The organism is Variovorax sp. 10N412 (assembly GCF_056394985.1).
Window position 1 is genome coordinate 763398 of the sequence record NZ_JBFTIO010000002.1, and the last position, 21077, is coordinate 784474.

Here is a 21077-nt window from a genome sequence, read left to right on the forward strand (position 1 = left end):
GCCATGGAAGACACTGCAATTCAAGCCCCTACCAACGTGCGGTTTGTCGGGCCTCATCTGAACTGATCGCTCACACGTTCGCCGTGTAGCCCAGTCCGCCCGCGCGGCCATCCCAGGCCGCGTCTCGCAAGCCGCCCTCCGATTCAAACGCCCGCCGCCGGCACGCATGTGCCGTCGGCGCTCCGTTCATTTTTCGAATCAAGGCTCACCATGCTTGAAACCCGCGCCGCAACGGCCTGCGCACTCGCAGCCGCGCGGCATACAGAGACCATCGTTTTCGATCCCCAGCGCGCGAGCGAAGACTGCTGGACCCGCGCCCTTGCCTACTGGCGCCTGCGCCATGCGGAAGACCACCCCGGCGAGCCGGTGCCGGACGATGCGGACACGCGGCACGGCGTGCTTCGGGCAGACCCGCTGGTCGTGGTCCACCGCGTGCTGGCCGTTGGCCCGCACGGCGAATTCATCGGCAGCTTGAACGCGAGCTTCCGCCGCGAAGGCACGCCCGAGCACGAGGCGTTCGCGCCCTTCATCGACGTTTGGGGCGGCGTGCTGCGTGCGCACCAGCGGCGCGGCGTGGCCACCGCCCTGCTGCGCGCCTTGCTGACGCTGATGCAGGCGCACGGCAAGTCCGTTGCCACGCTCAGAACGCACCTGAGCGAAGGCCACGCCTTCCTGCGGGCCGTCGGCGCCGAAGAAAGACACCGCGCCATCGAGAACCGCATGGCTTTCGCCGGCCTCGACTGGCAGGCCCTGGACCGCTGGCGCGCCGAAGGCTTCGCACCCGCCCACGGCCTGCGCGCCGAGGTGCATGCGGGCCGCGTGCCCTTCGAGCGGCTCGCCACGCTGATGGCGCCGATGTCCGCATTGCTGGACGACGCGCCCACCACGAACCTGGACCGCCCGCCGCTGCGCTACGACCTGGAGGGCTATCACACCTGGTATGCCGAGCTGGACCGCCGCGGCGGCGACCACTTCCTGGTGCTGCTGCTGGCCGGCGACGAACTGGCCGCGGTGTGCGACGCCAACTGGAGCCAGCGCGTGCCCGACCGCATGTACCAGAACCTCACCGCCGTGGCCCGCCGCTGGCGCGGCAAGGGCCTGGCCAAGGGCGTGAAGGCGGCAATGCTGCAGCTCGTGCGCGAGCGCCACCCCGAGGTGACGCTGGCCGTCACCAGCAACGCCGAGGTCAATGCGCCCATGCTCGCCATCAACCGCCAACTAGGCTTTGCGCCGCACAGGCATGATGGGCTCTACCAGATCGGCACGGAAAGCCTGAGGAACTTCCTCGCGGCACGGCCACTGGCTCTACAACAGGATTTCCAGGAGGCACGGCCATGAAAGCACCCCCCAGACTGCAGGCATTGATCGACGAGGGCCTCATCGACACCGTGGTGCGCCAGCTCATGAGCGGCAAGGAGGCCATGGTGTACGTGGTGCGCTGCGGCGACGAAACGCGCTGCGCCAAGGTCTACAAGGAGGCCGACAAGCGCAGCTTTCGCCAAGCCGTCGACTACACCGAGAACCGCCGCGTGAAAAACACCCGCGAGGCGCGCGCCATGGCCAAGGGCACCAAGTTCGGCCGCCAGGTGACCGAGGCCATCTGGCAGAGCGCCGAGGTCGATGCGCTCTACCGCCTGGCCGCCGCCGGCGTGCGCGTGCCCACGCCGCACAATTTTTTGGAAGGCGTGCTGCTGATGGACCTGGTGACCGACGCCAACGGCGACGCGGCGCCGCGCCTGAACGACGTGGCCTTTTCGCCCGAAGACGCGCTGCGCCACCACGCCAGCCTGCTGCGGGAGGTGATGCGCATGCTGTGCGCGGGCGTGGTGCACGGCGACCTCTCGGAGTTCAACGTGCTGCTGGCCGAAGACGGCCCGGTCATCATCGACTTGCCGCAGGCGGTCGACGCCGCGGGCAACAACCACGCCAAGCGCATGCTGCTGCGCGACGTGGAAAACCTGCGCAACTTCTTCGGCCAGTACGAGCCCGGCCTGCTGCGCACGCACTACGGCGACGAGATCTGGGCGCTGTACGAGCGCGGCCTGCTGCGGCCCGAGACCGAGCTCACCGGCAGCTTCGTGCGCGAAACCGGTCCGGTCGACCTGGGCAACGTGCTGCGCGAGGTGGAAGACGCGCGCATGGAAGAGGCGGCGCGGCTGCTGCGGATGCAGACGCCGCGACAATAGGCGGGCTGCGCCTTCGCCGCCTTCCCGCCCCGCCTCGATGAACTATCCCGCCCTGCCGAACCCCGCCCTGCACTGGCACACGCCGCTTTCCAGCACCGTGCGCCAGATCGCGAAGGCGACGGCCTTCGTGGCCCTGGGCCTGGGCGCCGCGGCGCATGCCGCGGGGGCCATTCGGCTGGAAGACGACCGCGGCACCACGCTCGAACTGCAGGCGCCGGCGCGGCGCATCGTGTCGCTGATGCCCTCGCTCACCGAAACGGTGTGCGCGCTCGACGCCTGCGACCGGCTGGTGGGCATCGACCGCCATGCCAACTGGCCGGCCTCGGTGAAGGGCCTGCCGCAGGTGGGCGGCATCGACGACGCGAACATCGAGCGCATCGTGGCCCTCAAGCCCGACCTGGTGCTGCTGCGCCCCCGCAGCCGCGCCGCCGAGCCGCTGGAGCGCCTTGGCATCAAGGTGCTGGCGCTCGACGCCAAGACCCATGCCGACCTGCGCCGCGTGATGGAAACCGTGGCCCGCGCCACCGGCCGCCCGGGTGCGGGCGAGGCCTACTGGCGCAAGCTCGACGCAGGGCTGGACGCCGCCCGGGCCCGCGTGCCGGCCGCCTGGCAGGGCCGCCGGGTGTATTTCGAGGTGCACGGCGGCATGGCGGCGGCCAGCGAAAGCTCCTTCATCGGCGAAACCCTGGCCCGCCTGGGGCTGGGCAACGCGGTGTCGGGCACGCTGGGACCGTTCCCGAAGATGAGCCCCGAGTTCGTGGTGCGCGCCAACCCCGACGTGCTGATGGTCTCGGCGCTGGGCGAAATCTCTGCCATGGCCGCGCGGCCCGGCTGGTCGGCCATGTCGGCCATCCAGCGCGGGCGGGTCTGCAGCTTCGCCTCGGCGCGCTTCGACCTGATGATGCGGCCAGGCCCCCGGCTGGACGAGGCGGCCGACGCCATCGTGGCCTGCCTGGCCTCGCTGGGCGAGCCCCGACCCTGATCCGCAGCAGGGGCCCTGCGGCCGCGGCGCATCGGACCCTATGTCCTTTGCTGTTTCGCGCCATGGTCCTCTGAAGTACCATTTCCGGACTTTGACCTCCGCCGCCGACTCCCTTCCTTTCGCAACGCTTCCAGTGGCCGACGTCGATACCGAAGAAGCCATTGCGCGGGACGTGGCGGCCATCGGCCGCATCAGCGCGGTGCCCTCGCTGCTGAAGGTCATCTGCCAGAACACCGGCATGGGCTTTGCCGCCGTGGCCCGCGTGACCGACGGCACCTGGACCGCCTGTGCGGTGGAAGACACCATCCAGTTCGGGCTGAAGCCCGGCGGGCAGCTGCAGGTGGGCACCACGCTGTGCAGCGAATCGCGCATGGCCCGGCTGCCGGTGGTGATCGACCACGCCAGCACCGACCCGGTGTACTTCAACCACCACACGCCGCGCCTGTACAACATCGAGAGCTACATCTCGGTGCCCATCATCCACAGCAACGGCGAGTACTTCGGCAACCTGTGCGCCATCGACCCGCGCCCGGCGGCGGTGTCCGACGCGCGGGTGGTGGCGATGTTCACCGCCTTTGCCGAACTGATCGCGCTGCAGCTGGAAAACGAAGACCGCCAGGAGCGCATAGCAACCGCCCTGCAGTCCGAGCGCACGACGGCGCAGTTGCGCGAAGAATTCATCGCGGTGCTGGGGCACGACCTGCGCAACCCGCTGTCGGCCGTGGGCGCAACGGCCGAACTGCTGGTGCGCCGCAGCGCGGAGCCCGACCTCGTCAAGCTCGGCACCCGGCTGAAGGCCAGCACGCGGCGCATGTCGGGGCTGATCGACGACGTGCTCGACTTCGCGCGCGCGCGGCTCGGCTCGGGCGTGGGCCTGACCATCCGCGAGGCCGACTTCCTGGCCTCCGGCCTGAAGGACGTCATCGACGAAGTGCGCGCGGCCAACCCGAAGCTCGACATTCGCGACGACATCGCCATCAACCGCGCGGTGCGCTGCGACCAAGGCCGCATCCAGCAGGTGCTGTCCAACCTGCTCGGCAACGCGGTGACGCACGGCGCGCAAGACCAGCCCATCACCGTGCGAGCCGCCATCGAGGACGACAAGCTGGTGCTCTCGGTGATCAACGGCGGCCCGCCCATTCCCGCGGAAGACCTGGCGAAGATCTTCCAGCCCTACTGGCGGCCCGCGCACAGCAAGCCCGGTGGCGGGCTGGGGCTGGGCCTGTACATCGCCTCGGAAATCGTCGCCGGGCATGGCGGCACGCTGCAGGTCACGTCCAGCGCTGCCGACGGCACCCGGTTCCTGGCGACGCTGCCCACCGCATGAGCGAATCCCCCGTTTTTTCTTTTTCCCCATGAAGCATCGCAAGCAGACCTCGTCCACTCCTTTCATCCGGGTGGGCCCCAGCGGCGTGCACGGCCTGGGCGCCTTCGCCACGCGCGACCTGCCGGGCGAAGCCTTCCTGGGCCTGTACGAAGGCCGCCGCTACACCAAGGCCGAGATCGCGACCAAGGCCTGGGACGACCAGCTGACCTACCTGTTCACGCTGACCAACCAGGAAACCATCGACGGCGCCAAGGGCGGCAACGCCACGCGGCACCTGAATCACTCGTGCGAGCCCAACTGCGAGGCGGTCGAGGAATACGACGAAGGCGGCGAGCTGGTGCTCAAGTTCCAGACGCTGGTGGCGGTGGATGCGGGCGACGAGCTGTTCATCGACTATTCGCTGACGGCGGACGACGGCTCGCCGCCGTCGAAGTACCCGTGCCATTGCGGCTCGGCGAACTGCCGAGGGACGATGCTGGCCGCGCCCGAGGAAGCGGCCGCTCCCCCAATGCCGTGAACCGCGGCGAGCGGCCGCCCGCCCGAGGGCACGCGGCACGCTGGCGTCGTGTTCAGGGCGACTCGCTTTTCAGCTGACGCAGCTGCTCCTCGGCGCGGTCGAGCTGTGCGCGCAGCGACCTGATGTCCTGCTCCAGCTTGTCGATGCGCGCCGCGCGGCTGCCGGCCGGTGCCGGCGCCTTGCACCGTGCCTGCATCGCACCCAGCGCCTCGGCCAACTGCTGCCGACGCAGCATCTGGCCCCGCGAACGGGCGAGATCGATGTCACGCTCGAGCGATGCCTCCTCGGCCTGGCAGGCCGCAGCGTCCGGCACCGCCGCGGGTTGGGCGAAAGCGGGCATCGCCACGGTCAATACAAGGAACAGGAAACAGGTTTTGAAGCGCATGCCGCACGGTAACGCAACGGCGATGCAAAACGCCGGTCAGCCCTACACGGTGAGGTAGCGCGCGTCCCACTGCGCCGCGAGTTGCCGCGCGCGGTGCAGCGGCAGGCGCGCCGCCTCGAAGTCGACCACGCACGCGACGTCGGCGGCCTCCGGGCGCTGCGGGCTTTCGCTGGAGCGGCCGTCGGTCAGCAGCCACAGCCAGCGCTGGCGCGACTCGCTCTTCGCCAGCAACTGCCCCGCGTGTTGCACGCCCAGCGCCAGCGGCGTGCCGCCCCCGGCCGCGATCGGCGCGACCCAGTCGTCGTTCCAGGCGCTGGCGCGGCGCGGCGGCAGGCGCAGCTCGACCACCTCGCCGGCAAAGCACAGCAGCGCGACATGGTCGCGGCGCTGGTAGGCCTCCTGCATCAGCGCGAGCAGCAGGCCCTTGGCGCGCGCAAGGTTGCCGTCGTTGCGCATCGAGGCCGAGCAGTCGAGCAGCAGGCAATGCAGCGCGCCGCTGCGTGCCTGCTGCGGACGACGGCGCAGGTGCTCGGGGCGCAGTTGCGCTGCGCCACGGGCCGCGAAGGTGCGCGGCCAGTCGAAGGACGTGCCCTGCGTGGCGGGGCCATGCCATGCGTCCCTTTGCGAACCCTGCCTCCGGTCACCCTGGCGTGCGCCAGCGGGTGGGGTGTTCCGGAGGCTCAGGCTTTTTTTGCGGCGGCCTGCTGCGCGGAGATCAGCGGGCGCAGCGGCTTCACGCGCTCGATGCCTACAGGCTCGGGGGGCATGGCGCCCCACTCGCTGTCGTTGTCGTTGTTGCCGCTGGCGTTGTTCGTGGCCGCCTCTGTGTTCTCTTTGGCGGACGGACTGGCGGGAGCCGGGGTCGGCGGCGCGCTCTCCGTGCCGCCGGGCTTGCGCCGATGCAGCAGCACCGCCTCCGCCACACGCTGCACATGCGCGCCGGTGATCGACGCCGCACCGTCCCACGCCGCCAGTGCGCGGGCGCAGCGCAGCATCACCAGGTCGGCACGCAGGCCGTCGACGCCGGCCTCGATGCACAGCGTGCTCACGGCTTCATGCACCGCATCGCCATAGGGCAGCGCCGACGCATCGGACACCAGCGCCCGTGCGCGCACCAGCGCCGCAGCCAGCTCGGCCTCTTCCTGCGCGTGCTTCGCGCGAAAGCCCTGCGGGTCGGCATCGAAGGCCAGCCGCGCGCGCACGATGGCCTGGCGTTCGGCCGCGTCCTCGATGTTGCGCAGCTGCACGCACAGGCCGAAGCGGTCGAGCAGCTGCGGGCGCAGCGTGCCCTCTTCCGGGTTCATGGTGCCCACCAGCACGAAGCGCGCGGCATGCCGGTGCGAGATGCCGTCGCGCTCCACCACGTTCACGCCGCTGGCGGCCGCATCGAGCAGCGAGTCGATCAGCGCGTCGGGCAGCAGGTTGATTTCGTCCACGTACAGCACGCCCCCGTGTGCACGCGCCAGCAGGCCCGGCGCGAACTTGAGTTCATGGCCGGCCAGCGCCTGGCCCAGGTCGAGCGTGCCGACCAGGCTTTCCAGGCTCGCGCCCAGCGGCAGCGTGACGAAGGGCGCGCCCGGCAGCAGCTCGGCCAGTGCGCGCGCCGCCGTGGTCTTGGCGGTGCCGCGCGGGCCCTCGATGAGCACGCCGCCCAGGCCGGGGTCGACGGCGGCCAGCAGCAGCGCCTGGCGCAGCAGGGGCTGCCCGGCAATGGCGGCAAAGGGAAAAGGCACCGGCATCGGGGCGGCTGAGGTCATCGGGGGAGTCCTTCCATCTGCTGCTCGTGGTCGAGCAGCAGGTTTTCCAACTGGTTCTTGTAGTCGCCGGGTTGCTGCCACAGGCCGCGCTGCATGGCCTCCAGCAGCCGGCTCAGCATGTCGTGCAGCGCGCGCGGGTTGTGTTCGCTCACGAAGTCGCGCGTGGCCGCGTCGAGCACGTAGGCGTCGGCCACCATCGCGTACTGGTGGTCGCCGACCACGCGCGCGGTGGCGTCGAAACCGAACAGATAGTCCACCGTGGCGGCCATCTCGAAGGCGCCCTTGTAGCCGTGGCGCTTCACGCCGTCGACCCACTTGGGGTTGACCACGCGCGAGCGGATCACGCGGCTGATTTCTTCCTTCAGCGTGCGCACGCGCGGCGCCTGCGGGTTGCCGTGGTCGCCGTGGTACATGGCCGGCTGCTGCCCGCTCAGGTGGCGCACGGCGGCGGCCATGCCGCCCTGGAACTGGTAGTAGTCGTTGGAGTCGAGCAGGTCGTGCTCGCGGCTGTCCTGGTTCTGCATCACGACGTTCATGGCGCGCAGGCGCCGCACCAGCGCGTCGGCCGCCGGCACGCCGTCGCTGCCCTGGCCGTAGGCGTGGGCGCTGCCGCCCACGTAGGCCCTGGACAGGTCGTCGTCGGTCTGCCAGTCGCCCTGGTCGAACAGCGGCTGCAGGCCCGAGCCGTAGCTGCCGGGCGCCGAGCCGAACACGCGCCAGCCGGCCTGCAGGCGCGCGGCCTCGGGCGAGGCGCCCTGCGCTTCCAGCCCTGCGGCCTCGCGCAGGATGCGCGCGCGAATCGGGTTGCGCTCGGCGTCCTCGTCGTCCTGCGCGGCCACGGCCTGCACGGCGGCATCGAACATCTGCACGGCGTTGGGAAAGGCGTCGCGGAAGAAGCCCGAGATGCGCAGCGTGACGTCAATGCGCGGACGGCCGATGCCCACCGTGGGCAGCACCTCGAAGTCGACCACGCGCTGGCTGCCTGGCGCCCACTTGGGCCGCACGCCGATGAGCGCGAACGCCTGCGCCAGGTCATCGCCGCCGGTGCGCATGGTGGCCGTGCCCCACACCGACAGGCCCATGGCCACCGGGTAGTCGCCGTGCTCCTGCAAGTGGCGCTCGACCAGCTGCGCGGCGGACTTCAGGCCCAGCATCCAGGCGGTGGGCGTGGGAATGGCGCGGGTGTCGACCGCGTAGAAGTTGCGCCCGGTGGGCAGCACGTCGGGCCGGCCGCGCGAAGGCGAGCCGCTCGGGCCCGGGGGCACGAAGCGGCCTTGCAGCGCGCGCAGCAGTTGGCGCAGCTCTTGCGGTCCGCAGGCGTCGAGCGCGGGTGCGAGGCTGCGTTCGATGCGGCGCATGACGGCGGCGGTCTGCGTGAGTTCCTGGGGGCAAGCGCCCTCTTCCAGCAACTGCTGCGCGAGCAGCTCCAGCCGCTCGCGCGTGTCGCCCTGGTGCCGCCATGCTTCCGTGCTGACCGATTGCAGCAGCGCGGGGCGCGCGCCCTGCCAGGGCCTGGCCGCGTCGATGTCGAGCGGGTCGAAGGCCTCGCCGGGCAGCAGGTCCTTGGCCAGCGCGCCCAGCAGCCCGGCGTTGTCGCCCACACCGTCCAGCGCGGGGTAGCGGGCCAGCGCCAGCAGCGTGTCGCGCCGAAGGCGCTCCTGCGGCGACGCGCCGAACACATGCAGACCGTCGCGGATCTGCGTTTCCTTCAGCTCGCACAGGTAGGCATCGACGCGCGCGAGCACGGCGTCGTCTTCCGCGCCCGGCATGCCGAGTTCTTCGACCAGGTGCTGCGCGCGCACCGCCGCGAGGATCTGCGCGCGCAGCACCTTGGCGCGGCGCGCGTCGACCAGCAGCGCGTCGTAGTACTCGTCGACCTGGCGCTCCAGGTCTTGCAGCGGGCCGTGGTTCTCTGCCCGCGTGAGCGGCGGCATCAGGTGGTCGACGATGACCGCCTGCGTGCGCCGCTTGGCCTGCGCGCCTTCGCCCGGGTCGTTGACGATGAAGGGGTACACGTTGGGCAGCGGCCCCAGGATGGCGTCGGGCCAGCAGGCCTGCGACAGCGCCAGGCTCTTGCCGGGCAGCCATTCGAGGTTGCCGTGCTTGCCCACGTGCACCACCGCATCGATGGCGAACACGTCGCGCAGCCAGAAATAGAAGGCGAGGTAGCTGTGCGGCGGCACCAGTTCGGCGTCGTGGTAGCTCGCGTAGTCGGCCGTGCCGAGCGCGGCCAGCGAGCGCGCCGGCTGGATGCCGACGAACACGCGGCCCAGCCGCAGGCCGGCGATCATGAAGCGGCCCTGGCGCACCATCGGGTCTTGTTCCGGCGTGCCCCAGCGCGCGTCGATGGCGGCAGCCATGCCGTCGGGCAAGGCCGCCAGGCGTGCGTTGTAGTCGGCCAGCGCGTAGCTCTGCCATGCGGGGCGCGAGGCCCATTGTTCGGGGTCGTTGGCAATGCCTTGCTGCAGCTTGCGCATGAGCGCATCGCCGTCTTCGGGCACGGCATCGGACCCGCCCAGGACGTAGCCTTCGGCCTGCATCGCGCGCAGGATGCCGATGACCGAGGCCGGCGTGTCAAGCCCCACGCCGCTGCCGATGCGGCCTTCGCTGCCCGGGTAGTTGGCCAGGATCAGCGCGACGCGCTTGTCTTCGGCGCGCAGGCTGCGCAGCCTGCACCAGCGCCGCGCCAGTTCGGCCACGAAGGTGACGCGGTCGGGCTCGGGCTGGTAGTTGACCACCTCGGTCTGCGTGAGCTCGCAGCGGTGCGACAGGCCCTTGAAGCTGATGGCGCGCGTGATGATGCGCCCGTCCATCTCGGGCAGCGCGATCTGCATCGCGATGTCTCGCGGGCGCAGGCCCTGGCTGTCGGCCAGCCAGTCTTCGCGGTTGCCGCCGCTCACGATCACCTGCAGCACCGGCGCGTCACCGGCCAACACGATGCCTTCGCCTTCTTCGTCCTGCGCGCCCTGCCCCAGCGCCGCGAACGCTGTGGTGTTGAGCACCAGCTGCACCTCGTGCGCCGCGCACAGCTCGCGGAACGTCGACAGGCACAGCGGGTCTTTCAGCGAATCGAGTGCGACCGGCAACGGGTTGAGCCCCTCGGCGCTCAGCGCGGCGGCCATGGCGTCGAAGGCCACGGTGTTGCCCGACAGCAGGTGCGAGCGATAGAACACCAGCGCCACCACCGGTGCATTGGCGTGCCAGCCGGCGCGCAGGTCGTCGATGCCGGCCACGGTGTGCGCCGCGTTCATGCCGCCCATGCCACCCATGCCGCGCGGCACATGCAGCGCCACCTGCGGCAGGCTGCGCGGCGGCAGCGGCGCCTGGCCATGGCCCAGGCCGTGGAAGGCCACCGCGCGCAGAAACTGCATTGCGTTGCCCGCGCCGCCGTTGCGGGTGTACTGCCACAGCTGGCGGCTCACGTCACGCGGCACGGTGCCGCGCGCGAGCAGGTCTTCGTCCTCCTGCAGGTCGCCGGAGAACATGGCGAGCTGCTGGCCTTTGCGCCTCGCGAGCTTTTCCAGCTGCTGCAGCCCGTAGGCCCAGGCCGACTCGGCCCCCAGGTGGTCGACCACCACCACGCGCGCGTGCTGCAGCACCTCGTCGATGTACAGGTCGAGCGAGGCCGGCTGCTTCAGGTACATGAGGTTGGCCAGCCGCAGCGACGGATAGCCGGGGTCGGTGGCCGCCAGCGCCGTGCGCGCCGCCGCGAGCAACGCGAGCGTGGTGTCGGCCGAGCTGAGCACCACGATGTCGCCCGGCGTCTGGTCGAGCCGGGTGACGACGCTGTCGTCCTCGACGAAGCGTCCGGGCTGGGTGCTCAGCAGGTGCATGCGATCAGCCTGTCGCGCGTCAGGCCGGGACCGCGCTCACCTCGTCGAGCGCCTTGCGCAGCAACGCCTCGTTCAGGTCTTCGCCGATGAACACGAGCCGGGTGCGCTGCGCCTCGCCATCGCGCCAGCGGCGGTCGAAGTGGTGGTCGAAGCGGCGGCCCACGCCCTGCACCAGCAGGCGCATCGGCTTGCCGGGAATGGCGACGAAGCCCTTCACGCGGTAGATGGTGTGCTGCTCGACCAGCTGATTCAGCACGGCCAGCAGGCGGTCGCGGTCCACGGGCGGCAGCTCGATGACGAGCGAGTCGAACTCGTCGTGATCGTGCTCCTCTTCATGGTCGTGGTGGCTTTCGCGCAGGTGGATGGTGGCCTCGGCCGCGCGGCCCTGGCCCAGCAGCAGCGCGAGCGGCAGCCGGCCCTCGGTGGCGGCGACGATCTTCACTTCGGGCGGCAGCTCTTCGCGCACCAGCGCCTCGACCTGCGCGCGCGTGGCCTCGTCCATCAGGTCGGTCTTGTTCAGCACCACCAGGTCGGCGGCCGAGAGCTGGTCTTCGAACAGCTCGTGCAGCGGCGACTCGTGGTCGAGGTTGGGGTCGGCGCGGCGGGCCTGGTCGACGGCTGCGGGGTTTTCGGCAAACTGGCCCGAGGCGGCGGCCGGGCCGTCCACCACCGTGACCACCGAGTCGACGGTGAAGATGTTGGCGATGTCCGGCCACTGGAAGGCCTGCACCAGCGGCTTGGGCAGCGCCAGGCCCGAGGTTTCGATGATCACCGCGTCGATGTCGCCGCGCCGCTCGGCCAGCTGCAGCATCACGGGCAGGAATTCTTCCTGCACGGTGCAGCAGACGCAGCCGTTGGCCAGCTCGTACAGCGCGCCTTCGCGCTCGTTGCCTTCATCGTCACAGCCGATGCCGCAACCGCGAAGAATTTCGCCGTCGATGCCCAGCTCGCCGAACTCGTTGACGATCACCGCGATGCGGCGGCCCTCGGCATTGCCCAGGATGTGGCGCAGCAGCGTGGTCTTGCCGCTGCCGAGGAAGCCCGTGACGATGGTGACGGGGATCTTGGCGTTGCTTGCTTGTGTCATGGGAGATGTTCTTTCAGCGGCCGGGGCAGCCAGGTGGCGGCCGTGGCCACCGCGATGAATGGCAGGAGCGCCCGCGGCACTTGCCGGGGGCGCTCCCGAAAAAAGAAGCGAGAGGCCTGGCGATTCAGGCGGCGCTGTACAGCCGGCGCTCGACGAAGGCAGTTCCCTGCAGGCGGCGCCAGCCCTTGGCCGCCGCCAGCACGCCCAGGTCGACCAGCGGCTCGACCAGCACGACGGTCATGTAGGCCGCGCCGAAGCTGGCGATCTGGCCGAGATTCTCGAGTCCCGTGCCGCGCCCGAAGAGCGCCCAGAAGCCGACCCACACCACGATGCCGCCCTGGTAGGCCACCGACAGCTTGAAGGCCTGCTGGTAGCTGAGGTCCACATAGGCCACGTTTTTGGGAACGATTCGCTGCGCCAATGCGGCCGTTGCGAACAGGGGCACCAGCAAGGTGGTGACGTTCATGCCGAACTGGGGAATGTCCTGCGGCTCGAAGAACAGGCCCTGGATGAGCAGGCCGCCCGCCAGGCCGATGGCCGCAGGCGCCAGGCCGAAGACCAGCAGCAGCGTCGTGCCGAGGATCAGGTGCACCTCCGACACACCCACCGGGTGGTGCGGCAGCACCTCGAAGAAGCAGAACACCAGCGCCACGGCAATGGCCGAGCGCAGCACCAGGGCGGCGGGCCCGTCCTTCATGAGGGTGTCGAAGGCCACCTTGCCTGTGTAGGCCAGCGCGGCGGCGGCCGTCGCGTAGCTGAGAAAAATCTTGGATCCGTCAACGAGACCTGGTTCGATGTGCATCGAGCACCTCCTGAAAATGCACCGCAGTGCGAAAGTTGATTGTTGGTTCAGGGGCTGGCTTGCGCAAGCCCCTTCGAGGCAGTCGTCCGCCCCGGCTTGCGCCGCAGCCGGCGCCAGCCGATCACCACGCCGCTGGCCGAGGCCACCGCGCCGATGATGGACAGCAGCCACATAACGAAGTCCCAGGCCGGCCGGTACTGGATGAGCCAGGGAAAGTCGAGACTGTGCGCGGCGTTGAACAGCCAGCGCCGCAGGCGCGAACTGCTGTCGTTGCTGCCCGCGACCTGGCCGCTGGCGGCGTCCACGTAGACCCAGGTGCGCGCCGGGTCGTCGAATTGCAGGCGCCACACGGGCAGCACGCGCTCACGGTGGTGGCCGTACCAGTGGAAGTCTTCGCGGGTCTGCAGCACGGCCTGCGTCACGGCGGCGCCGGGCCGCAGGCGGGCGGCGGCATGCAGGATGTCTGGCTTGCCGATGGCGGCCGGCGCGCCGCTGGCGGCGTCGACCACGCGCACGCGCGCCTTGGCGTCGCGCAACTGCAGCAGCGGCTTGCCGTAGAACCACAGCAACACGGCCTCGCGCGGGGCGCTCTCGTCCTCGCCTGAGGGCAACGAGGCCGGCGGCCAAGGAAACGGCGCCGCACCGGCCCCGGTATAGCGCGCCATGGCGGCCGCGTCGAGCGGCCCGCGCTGGAACCAGCCGTTGGGGTTCATCGAGAGCCAGCCGCTGATGATCCACGTCAGCACGAAGAAACCGCCGATCAGCCCGGCGATGTGGTGCCAGGCCATCCAGCCCGCGTAAGGCGTGACCACCCCGTTGCGGAACCTGCGCCGCACACGCACCCGCAGGATGCCGATGACCATGCCCGTCACGGCCGAGACGATGCACGCCGCCGACAGCCACACCACCACGTCGTGCCACAGCGGCGGATCGGCGCGCAGCGGAGTGAAGTAGATCCAGTGCGGCACCGAGCCCAGCCAGTTCCAGAAGCGCTCCGGGCGCGTGGTGTCGCGCACCACCTCGCCGTTGCGCTGAGACACGTACAGCTCGGTGCCGGCCGCGTCGTTCACCTCGATGCGGTGCAGCGGACGCAGCGGGTTCAGGCCCTGCGGCACGGTCCACTGGTCGCGCTCCAGCGTCTCGGCCCAGCGCGCACCGGCATGGCCGGAGAAGGCGCGTGCGATGGCCTCGGCCTGCGCGGCATCGACCGGGCCGTGCACATGGCCATCGCGCGCCGACACGGTGTGCCGGCCGCCGCGCGCATCGACGATGCGCCAGACCGGCCCGGCGTCGCTGCCGCCCTGCATCTCCAGCCCCATGCGCCGCGGGGGCTGCGCGCGCACGTCCTGCGGCAGCGCCTGCAGCGCTGCTGCGGGCGATACCTGCGCCTGCCCGAAGCGCAACGGTGCGAGCCCTGCCAGCCGTTCCTGGTCCGTGAGGTTGGGGTACCCCACGTACATCATCACCACGCCCGAGGCGAACCACATGACGAACAGCAGGCAGCCGCCGATGCCCAGCCACCGGTGCGTCCAGTAGAGCCAGTGCCGCACGCGCGGCCAGGCGCGGCGCCATGCGGAGGTCATGCCGGAATTCATGCCGGGGTTCAGAAGTCGACCAGCGCCGACAGCTCGAACGAGCGCGGCCGGCCCAGCAGCCACTGGTTGCCGCCGTTCGAGAACGACACCGGGTACTTGCGGTCGGCGAGGTTGTAGGCCCGCAGCGCCAGCTTGAGCGACGGGTTCGCCTGCCAGCTCACCGAGGCGTCGGCCACGGTGTACGAACCGATCCTGCGCGTGTTGGCCGCATCGACCTGGCGCGGGCCGACGTAGCGCACACCGAAGGCGGCCTCCCACTGCGGCAGGAAGCGCCAGCCGAGCCACAGGTTGGCCGCCTCTTCGGGCACGCCGTTGGGCGTGTTGCCCGCGCGCGAGACCAGGCGGCCGTTCACGACCTCGTTGAAGTCCTCATAACGCGCGCGCAGCTTGGCCATGTTGGCTTCGAGCCGCAGCGTGGAGGTGAGCGCCAGGTCGAGCGTGGCCTCCAGGCCCTCGGACGACTGCTGGCCGACCTGCTGCGTCTTGTTCGGGTCGTTGGCGTCGCGCGAGAGCAGCTTGTTCTTCTCGATGCGGTAGGCCGCCACGGTCCAGGCGCCGCGGCTGTCGGCCAGCTGGCGCTTGTAGCCGACCTCCACCTGCCTGCCGGTGCTCAACTCGAAGGGCACCTGCGCGGCCGAGGTGCTGATCAGCGAAGTGAGCGGGTCGGCCGCGCGCGCCAACTGCGCGTAGTACGACTGCGACGCATCGGGCGCGTACACCACGCCGAGGCGGCCGGTGGCGTACTCGAAGGTCTTGCCCAGGTTGTTGGCGGCGTTCTGCAGGTCGGTGCGCGCCACCTTGGCGTGGTCCCAGCGCAGGCTGCCCACCACCGACCATTGCTCGTTGAAGGCCAGCTTGTCTTCGGTGAAGAAGGCGTAGGTGTCGGTCTTGGTCTTGTAGCGCGGCGTGTAGGCCACGGGCGAGGCGTAGTAGCCGGGGTTGAACACGAACGGGTCGATCACCGAGCGCCCGCCGTAAGGCGAGTCGTTGCTGTGCTGGAAGTCGATGCGGTTCACGTCGAAGCCCGCCAGCACCTGGTTGGCCAGCCCGAACACGCTGTGCTTGAAGGTCGCGTCGGTGCGGTTGCCGATCTGCTCCTGGTCGTGGCCGATCTCCAGGTAGTCGCCGCGCGTCACGCGGCGCGTGGTGGCGTTGAAGGTGTAGGTCTCGCTGTTGCGCCAGTGGCGCTTGCTCTCCAGGCGGTAGAGCTGGTTGCGCACGGTGACGGCGCCGTTCGGCGTCCACTGCGCGTCGAGCCGGGTCCACTTGTCGCGGTACTTGATTTCGGCGTCGTCCAGGTTGTAGTTCTGGCGCAGGGTCTGGCTGTTCAGGCGGCCGTCGATCAACGGCACGCCGTAGTAGCGCTGCGGGGTCTGGCGGCCTTCGTCGTGCGAGAGCGTGAACTGCAGCTGCGGCGACACGTCCAGGCGCACGGCCGCGCCCACGGCCAGGCTCTCGGCCTCGCCGCGCTGCATGAAGCCGTCGGTGGTGCGGTGGCTGATGTCGAAGCGGTACGACAGCTTGTCGTTGATGGCCCCCCCGCTGCCGAAGGCCGCCTGGCGGGTGGCGTCGGAGCCCAGCGTGAGCAGCGCCTCGTTCCGGATGGGGCCGCGCGTGGGCTTCTTGGGCACCACGTTGATGGCGCCGCCGATGGCGCCTTCGCCGTACATCACCGAGGCCGCGCCGCGCAGCACTTCGATGCGGTCGACCGACCAGGTGTCGAACGGAAAGGTGACGGTGCCGGCGCCCGCATACAGGCGCGTGCCGTCGAACAGCTGCATCACCGAGCCGTGGCCCGTGAAGCCGCGCGCCGCCATCGCGGTGCCGCCGTTGCCGGGTCCGGGCGAGCCGGTGATGCCGGTGGCACGGGTGGCCGCGTCGACGACCGACACGTCGCCGCGCGCGCGGATGGTGTCGCCCGTCAGCACCTCGATGCTGGCCGGCGTTTCCAGCGGCGTGAGCCCGAGCCGGCTGCCGGTGGACGTGGGCTCGTCGATGGCCAGCGGGGATTGCCGGTCGGCCTCGATCCGTACCGGGTTCAGGGATTGGCTCTGGCTGGCGTCGGCCGATTCAGCCGGCTGCGCAAGGGAAACGCAAGGCCCGAAGGCCAGACCCAACCCCAGTGACAGGCCTGACAGGCCTGACAGGCCTGAAAGACCCGACAGCCGCGCCCGACGAAACGGCACGCGCGTACCCATGCCCGGGCGACTTCGCGCCCGTGTTGCTCGACTCATTTAGCTTCTCCTCCGGCCTGCGTCCCCGCAGGCTCACGACCGATGAAGGACGCGACGGGAGAGGCGAAAGGGCTGCCACGGTGAGCGCAAGCGCGAAGCGGCAGGCCCGGACACGCACTCCCGCTGCGTCCGAAGGCGGTTGCGAAGGCCGGTATCCGGGCTCGCGGAGCGCCGCTGTGTGCCGAATGGAGCACACGACGACCGAAACCCTCGCCTTCCCACGCCGAAGCGCAGTGACTGCCGAGCCTTCAAGAAAGAGGCTCGCGCGTGAGGATTTCCAGATCCGCTGACCGTTGCGGGGGCAGCGCAGGCTTTGACGCGTCTTCAACGACGCGGCGCACCTGCTTCCCGTTTAACCCCAGGGCCATGCGACATGGACCCGGGGCACCTTCGAACCGTGGTTGGGTGCAGTTATAAAAAGTTAACGCACCGAACCGGCGGGATTATAGGGAGCCGGGCGTGCCGTCGGGCCCGAACAGCCGCCGCATCATGGCCACGCCGGCCGCCAGCGCGTTCGAGTAGCTCGAATATGGCCGGAGCGCCGCTTCGAGGGGCAGATACACATGGGTGCGCTCGCCCGGCGCGCCGGTCACCTCGGCGGGGTCGTCCGCAGCTTCCATCAGCAGCCAATAGAACTCGCCGACCTCCAGCTCGTGGATGGTGAGCGCGATGTTCCTGGGCGAGGGCATTGGGCGGTATGAAAAGGGGCTGAGTGTTGAATGCCTGGAGGACGCGAGCCGTTGACAGCTCCCGGGCTTCTCCTACAGAGCACACCGGTGGGTCGGCCTACTGTTTTACATGCAACCCGTCAGCGGGTCCTTGTTCTTTGCAAAACCTTCCCAGGAGGCGACATGAAACCCTTCAGCCTTGACCCGAGCATGCGGGCGACCATCGGCGGCGCGTTCTATCCCACGGGCTACTCGATGGTGATGTTCGCCAAGCTGGAAGACGCCAGCCGCGTCGGCCAGCAACTGATCGACAACGGCATGAGCGGCGACGACATCTTTCTGCTGCCGCCGCAGGCCGTGCTGTCGCAGATCACGCCGACCGTGGAGCTCGCCGATGACCCGTTGCCCTCCGCCGGCACCGAAGGCGCCACGGTGCGCGCGTATACCAAGCTTGCGCAGGAAGGCCATGCCGCGCTGCTGGTCAAGACCGACGACCGCGAAACCGCCGACAAGCTGATGGAGGCGGTGCGCACCGTGCCCTATGCCATGGCGCAGCGCTACCGCACCCTGGTCATCGAAGACCTCTGAACCCGGCGCGCGGGTGGGCGTGAGCCTCAGCCCGGCACGGCCATCGACACGGCGCGCTGGACCACGTCACGGGCCATGGCCTGTGCCAGTTCGTGTTCGCCGAGGAACACGGTGGCCGAGGTTTCCTGCGTGAGCAGGCGTGCCTCCTGCTCGTTGTGACTGCGGATCACGGTCTGGATCGTGGGGTTGAGCGTGCGCGCGGTTTCCATCATCTGGCGCACGTTGATGGCGTCGGGCGTGGCCACCACCAGTACCCGGGCGCGCGCAATGTGCGCCTGGATCAGCACCGCCGGATCGGCCGCATCGCCCCACACGGCCGGGGTGCCGGCCTCGCGCAGTTTTTCGACCAGCTCGCGGTTCTGCTCGGCCACCACGTAGGGAATGTCGTGCGCGTCGAGTTCCTGCGCAATGCGCCGGCCGACCCGGCCGTAGCCCACCAGCACCACCTGCCGCGACAGGTACCTGGCCTCGGTGGTGAGGGGCAGCTCGGCCAGCGGGTCGTCGCGCGACTCCAGCCCCCGGGCGAACGACGAATGGGCGTGCAGCCACTTCTGCATGGGCACGATCAGGCTGAACCACAGCGGATTGGTGGCAATGGAAATGAGCGCGCCCGCCAGCACCAGGCTCTGCCCTTCCACCGGAAGCAGCCCGAGCGACACGCCCAGCCCGGCCAGGATGAACGAGAACTCGCCGATCTGCGCCAGGCTGGCACTGACGGTGAGCGCCGTGCCCAGCGGGTAGCGAAACACCAGCACCAGCGCGCAGGCCGCAAGCGACTTGCCCAGCACGATGACCAGCACCACCGCCAGCACCTGCAGGGGCCGCTCGATCAGCACCGAGGGGTCGAACAGCATGCCGACCGACACGAAGAACAGCACGGCGAAAGCGTCGCGCAGCGGCAGCGACTCCTGCGCGGCGCGGTGGCTGAATTCGGACTCGCGCATGACCATGCCGGCGAAGAAGGCGCCCAGCGCGAACGACACGCCGAACAGCGCCGCCGAGGCAAAGGCAATGCTCACGGCCGCGGCCACCACGCACAGCGTGAACAGCTCGCGCGAGCCGGTGCGCGTGACCTGCCAAAGAATCCAGGGGAACACGCGCCGCCCGACGACGAGCATCAGCGCCACGAAGCCACCGACCTGCAGCAGGGTGAGGCCCAGGGTTTGCCACAGCGGATCGGCCGGGCCGGACTGGGCGCTCTGCCCGCCCAGGGTGCCGGCCAGCGGCGGCATGAGCACCAGCACCAGCACCATGGCCAGGTCTTCGACCACGAGCCAGCCGATGGCGATGCGCCCGGTGAATGAATCGAGAATGCCCAGGCTTTCCAGGGCACGCAGCAGCACCACGGTGCTGGCCACCGACAGCGCGAGCCCGAACACCAGCGCCTGGCCCCAGCTCCAGCCCCACCACAGGGCGAGCCCTCCGCCGAGCAGGGTGGCGACGGCGATCTGCGCGAGCGCGCCGGGCAGCGCGATCTTGCGCACGGCGAGCAGGTCGTCCAGGGAAAAATGCAGGCCCACGCCGAACATGAGCAGCATGACGCCGATTTCGGCCAGCTGCGCCGCAATGCTCGCGTCGGCAACGAAGCCGGGTGTGAAGGGGCCGATGATCACGCCGGCGAGCAGGTAGCCGACGAGCGCGGGCAGCCGCAGCCGGGCCGCCAGGAACCCGAACACGAGCGCCAGCCCGAGCCCGGCGGCGATCGTGTTGATGAGGGAAACGCTGTGGGGCATCGCTGCATTTTGCAGGAACGATGTCTACCCCTTCGTGTCAGCCGGCCATCCTGCCGACTGTGCCGGTCGTTGTGCTACGCCGTGCCAAGCGGCGTTATTTGAGGCCTTGCTGTTCGGGCCGGGCGCACAGGCCGCCGGGTGCTCCCCGCCCCCGCATCCGCGGCGACCTCCGGCCTCAGACGGACATCTTGCTGGTCCGGGCCGCATCGAGCGCCTCGGGGTCCTGCGCCTCGACCCAGGTCTCGTTGTTGAGCGCGGCCTGCAGCCGCTTTTCGTCGAGCTCGTTGGTCCACTTGGCCACCACGATGGTCGCCACGCCGTTGCCGATCAGGTTGGTCAGCGCGCGCGCCTCCGACATGAAGCGGTCGATGCCCAGGATGAGCGCCAACCCGGCCACCGGCACGTGCCCCACCGCCGACAGCGTGGCCGCCAGCACGATGAACCCGCTGCCCGTGACACCCGCCGCGCCCTTCGAGGTGAGCAGCAGCACCGCCAGCAGCGTGATCTCCTGCACCAGCGTCATGTGCGTGTTGGTGGCCTGCGCAATGAACACCGCCGCCATCGTCAGGTAGATCGAGGTGCCGTCCAGGTTGAACGAGTAGCCCGTGGGAATGACCAGGCCCACCGTGGTCTTGTTCGCGCCCGCGTTCTCCATCTTCTCCATCATGCGCGGCAGCACCGACTCGCTGGACGAGGTGCCCAGCACGATGAGCAGCTCTTCCTTGATGTACTTGATGAACTTCCAGATGCTGAAGCCGTGGAACCTGGCAATGAGCCCCAGCACCACGAAGATGAACAGCAGGCACGTCAGGTAGAACGTGCCCATCAGCTTGCCCAGCGAGAACAGGCTGCCCAGGCCGTACTTGCCGATGGTGAAGGCCATGGCGCCGAAGGCACCGATGGGGGCCAGCTTCATGATGTAGTTGACGATGCCGAAGAGCACGTGCGAGCCCTTCTCGATCACGTCGAACACCAGCGTGCCRCGCCCGCCGAACYTGTGCAGCGCAAAGCCGAACAKCACCGCGATCAGCAGCACCTGCAGGATCTCGCCCTTGGCRAAGGCRTCSACCAGCGTGTTGGGRATGATGTTCAGGATGAAGTCGACCGTGCCGGTCATCTTGCCCGGGCCGGTGTACGAGGCGATCGACTTGGTGTCCAGGGTGGCGGGGTCGACGTTCATGCCGGCGCCGGGCTGCAGCACGTTGACCAGCACCAGGCCSACSACCAGCGCRAYGCTGCTCACCACCTCGAAATACAGCAGCGCCAGGCCGCCGGTCTTGCCGACCTTCTTCATGTCTTCCATGCCGGCGATGCCCACCACCACCGTGCAGAAGATGATGGGCGCGATGATCATCTTGATCAGCTTGATGAAGCCGTCGCCCA

Annotated in this window: 17 protein-coding genes and 1 riboswitch; of the genes, 6 read left to right on the forward strand and 11 right to left on the reverse strand. The window is 69.7% G+C overall.

The annotated features are described in order from the left end of the window. Nucleotides 1–210 precede the first annotated feature (210 nt). From AC1DJH_RS09210 to AC1DJH_RS09230, 5 genes are all read left to right on the forward strand, one after another. The gene (locus tag AC1DJH_RS09210; RefSeq protein ID WP_478185469.1) at nucleotides 211–1338 is read left to right on the forward strand and encodes a GNAT family N-acetyltransferase; all 1128 of its coding nucleotides are present in this window, start codon (nucleotides 211–213) and stop codon (nucleotides 1336–1338) included. Continuing rightward, nucleotides 1335–2186 carry a PA4780 family RIO1-like protein kinase gene (locus AC1DJH_RS09215; protein WP_435438510.1) on the forward strand — a complete coding sequence of 284 codons (852 nt, stop codon included), beginning with the start codon at nucleotides 1335–1337 and terminating at the stop codon, nucleotides 2184–2186. Before AC1DJH_RS09210 ends, AC1DJH_RS09215 begins: the two co-directional genes overlap by 4 nt. Before the next feature lie 37 nt (nucleotides 2187–2223). Continuing rightward, nucleotides 2224–3168: an ABC transporter substrate-binding protein gene (locus tag AC1DJH_RS09220; protein ID WP_478185470.1), complete on the forward strand. Its 945-nt coding sequence runs from the start codon at nucleotides 2224–2226 to the stop codon at nucleotides 3166–3168. A gap of 133 nt (nucleotides 3169–3301) precedes the next feature. Next, nucleotides 3302–4495 carry a GAF domain-containing sensor histidine kinase gene (locus AC1DJH_RS09225; protein ID WP_478185471.1) on the forward strand — a complete coding sequence of 398 codons (1194 nt, stop codon included), beginning with the start codon at nucleotides 3302–3304 and terminating at the stop codon, nucleotides 4493–4495. A 28-nt stretch (nucleotides 4496–4523) separates the two neighbouring features. Beyond that, a complete protein-coding gene (locus tag AC1DJH_RS09230) occupies nucleotides 4524–5012 on the forward strand; it encodes an SET domain-containing protein (RefSeq protein ID WP_472114437.1) in 489 nt (162 codons plus the stop codon). 52 nt (nucleotides 5013–5064) lie between these two features. On the opposite strand, the gene AC1DJH_RS09235 is transcribed toward AC1DJH_RS09230, so the two are convergent. The 9 genes from AC1DJH_RS09235 to AC1DJH_RS09275 all read right to left on the reverse strand — a co-directional run bounded on the left by AC1DJH_RS09235 (nucleotide 5065) and on the right by AC1DJH_RS09275 (nucleotide 17394). After that, the gene (locus tag AC1DJH_RS09235; RefSeq protein WP_478185472.1) at nucleotides 5065–5397 is read right to left on the reverse strand and encodes a DUF1090 family protein; all 333 of its coding nucleotides are present in this window, start codon (nucleotides 5395–5397) and stop codon (nucleotides 5065–5067) included. 42 nt (nucleotides 5398–5439) lie between these two features. After that, nucleotides 5440–5937: a vWA domain-containing protein gene (locus AC1DJH_RS09240; RefSeq protein WP_478185496.1), complete on the reverse strand. Its 498-nt coding sequence runs from the start codon at nucleotides 5935–5937 to the stop codon at nucleotides 5440–5442. Between the two features lie 140 nt (nucleotides 5938–6077). Continuing rightward, nucleotides 6078–7154, reverse strand: a complete 1077-nt coding sequence (locus tag AC1DJH_RS09245; protein ID WP_478185473.1) for a magnesium chelatase ATPase subunit I — start codon at nucleotides 7152–7154, stop codon at nucleotides 6078–6080. After that, nucleotides 7151–10987 (reverse strand): cobaltochelatase subunit CobN, encoded by a 3837-nt coding sequence (cobN, locus tag AC1DJH_RS09250; RefSeq protein ID WP_478185474.1) that lies wholly within the window; start codon nucleotides 10985–10987, stop codon nucleotides 7151–7153. Before cobN ends, AC1DJH_RS09245 begins: the two co-directional genes overlap by 4 nt. 19 nt (nucleotides 10988–11006) lie before the next feature. After that, a complete protein-coding gene (gene cobW, locus AC1DJH_RS09255) occupies nucleotides 11007–12074 on the reverse strand; it encodes a cobalamin biosynthesis protein CobW (RefSeq protein ID WP_478185475.1) in 1068 nt (355 codons plus the stop codon). A gap of 124 nt (nucleotides 12075–12198) precedes the next feature. Continuing rightward, a complete protein-coding gene (locus tag AC1DJH_RS09260; protein WP_478185476.1) occupies nucleotides 12199–12876 on the reverse strand; it encodes an energy-coupling factor ABC transporter permease in 678 nt (225 codons plus the stop codon). Between the two features lie 47 nt (nucleotides 12877–12923). After that, complete coding sequence (locus tag AC1DJH_RS09265) at nucleotides 12924–14459, reverse strand: PepSY domain-containing protein (RefSeq protein ID WP_478185477.1); 1536 nt, start codon at nucleotides 14457–14459, stop codon at nucleotides 12924–12926. A 20-nt stretch (nucleotides 14460–14479) separates the two neighbouring features. After that, entirely contained in the window at nucleotides 14480–16705 is a 2226-nt protein-coding gene (locus AC1DJH_RS09270) for a TonB-dependent receptor (RefSeq protein WP_478185478.1), read from the reverse strand. A gap of 129 nt (nucleotides 16706–16834) precedes the next feature. Further along, nucleotides 16835–17111, reverse strand: a riboswitch (cobalamin riboswitch). A 37-nt stretch (nucleotides 17112–17148) separates the two neighbouring features. After that, on the reverse strand, nucleotides 17149–17394 hold the full coding sequence (locus AC1DJH_RS09275) for a hypothetical protein (protein WP_478185479.1): 246 nt from the start codon (nucleotides 17392–17394) through the stop codon (nucleotides 17149–17151). A gap of 162 nt (nucleotides 17395–17556) precedes the next feature. Here AC1DJH_RS09275 and AC1DJH_RS09280 point away from each other — a divergent pair, with 162 nt between their 5' ends. Further along, nucleotides 17557–17961, forward strand: a complete 405-nt coding sequence (locus AC1DJH_RS09280; protein ID WP_478185480.1) for a hypothetical protein — start codon at nucleotides 17557–17559, stop codon at nucleotides 17959–17961. A 26-nt stretch (nucleotides 17962–17987) separates the two neighbouring features. Here the strand turns inward: AC1DJH_RS09280 and AC1DJH_RS09285 are convergent, their stop codons facing one another. Together AC1DJH_RS09285 and AC1DJH_RS09290 are read right to left on the reverse strand one after the other, a co-directional pair. Continuing rightward, complete coding sequence (locus AC1DJH_RS09285) at nucleotides 17988–19694, reverse strand: cation:proton antiporter domain-containing protein (protein ID WP_478185481.1); 1707 nt, start codon at nucleotides 19692–19694, stop codon at nucleotides 17988–17990. Nucleotides 19695–19869: 175 nt separating this feature from the next. Continuing rightward, nucleotides 19870–21077: dicarboxylate/amino acid:cation symporter (locus AC1DJH_RS09290; protein WP_478185482.1), on the reverse strand; the 1208-nt coding region annotated here is incomplete at its 5' end.

Excerpts from the sequence above, each read along its gene's own strand:
- AC1DJH_RS09245 (WP_478185473.1), bottom strand. The coding sequence starts at position 7,154 with ATGACCTCAGCCGCCCCGATGCCGGTGCCTTTTCCCTTTGCCGCCATT.
- AC1DJH_RS09260 (WP_478185476.1), bottom strand. The coding sequence starts at position 12,876 with ATGCACATCGAACCAGGTCTCGTTGACGGATCCAAGATTTTTCTCAGC.
- AC1DJH_RS09270 (WP_478185478.1), bottom strand. The coding sequence starts at position 16,705 with ATGAGTCGAGCAACACGGGCGCGAAGTCGCCCGGGCATGGGTACGCGC.
- AC1DJH_RS09220 (WP_478185470.1), top strand. The coding sequence starts at position 2,224 with ATGAACTATCCCGCCCTGCCGAACCCCGCCCTGCACTGGCACACGCCG.
- AC1DJH_RS09215 (WP_435438510.1), top strand. The coding sequence starts at position 1,335 with ATGAAAGCACCCCCCAGACTGCAGGCATTGATCGACGAGGGCCTCATC.
- AC1DJH_RS09235 (WP_478185472.1), bottom strand. The coding sequence starts at position 5,397 with ATGCGCTTCAAAACCTGTTTCCTGTTCCTTGTATTGACCGTGGCGATG.
- AC1DJH_RS09280 (WP_478185480.1), top strand. The coding sequence starts at position 17,557 with ATGAAACCCTTCAGCCTTGACCCGAGCATGCGGGCGACCATCGGCGGC.
- AC1DJH_RS09210 (WP_478185469.1), top strand. The coding sequence starts at position 211 with ATGCTTGAAACCCGCGCCGCAACGGCCTGCGCACTCGCAGCCGCGCGG.
- AC1DJH_RS09230 (WP_472114437.1), top strand. The coding sequence starts at position 4,524 with ATGAAGCATCGCAAGCAGACCTCGTCCACTCCTTTCATCCGGGTGGGC.
- AC1DJH_RS09275 (WP_478185479.1), bottom strand. The coding sequence starts at position 17,394 with ATGCCCTCGCCCAGGAACATCGCGCTCACCATCCACGAGCTGGAGGTC.
- AC1DJH_RS09285 (WP_478185481.1), bottom strand. The coding sequence starts at position 19,694 with ATGCCCCACAGCGTTTCCCTCATCAACACGATCGCCGCCGGGCTCGGG.
- cobN (WP_478185474.1), bottom strand. The coding sequence starts at position 10,987 with ATGCACCTGCTGAGCACCCAGCCCGGACGCTTCGTCGAGGACGACAGC.
- AC1DJH_RS09265 (WP_478185477.1), bottom strand. The coding sequence starts at position 14,459 with ATGACCTCCGCATGGCGCCGCGCCTGGCCGCGCGTGCGGCACTGGCTC.
- cobW (WP_478185475.1), bottom strand. The coding sequence starts at position 12,074 with ATGACACAAGCAAGCAACGCCAAGATCCCCGTCACCATCGTCACGGGC.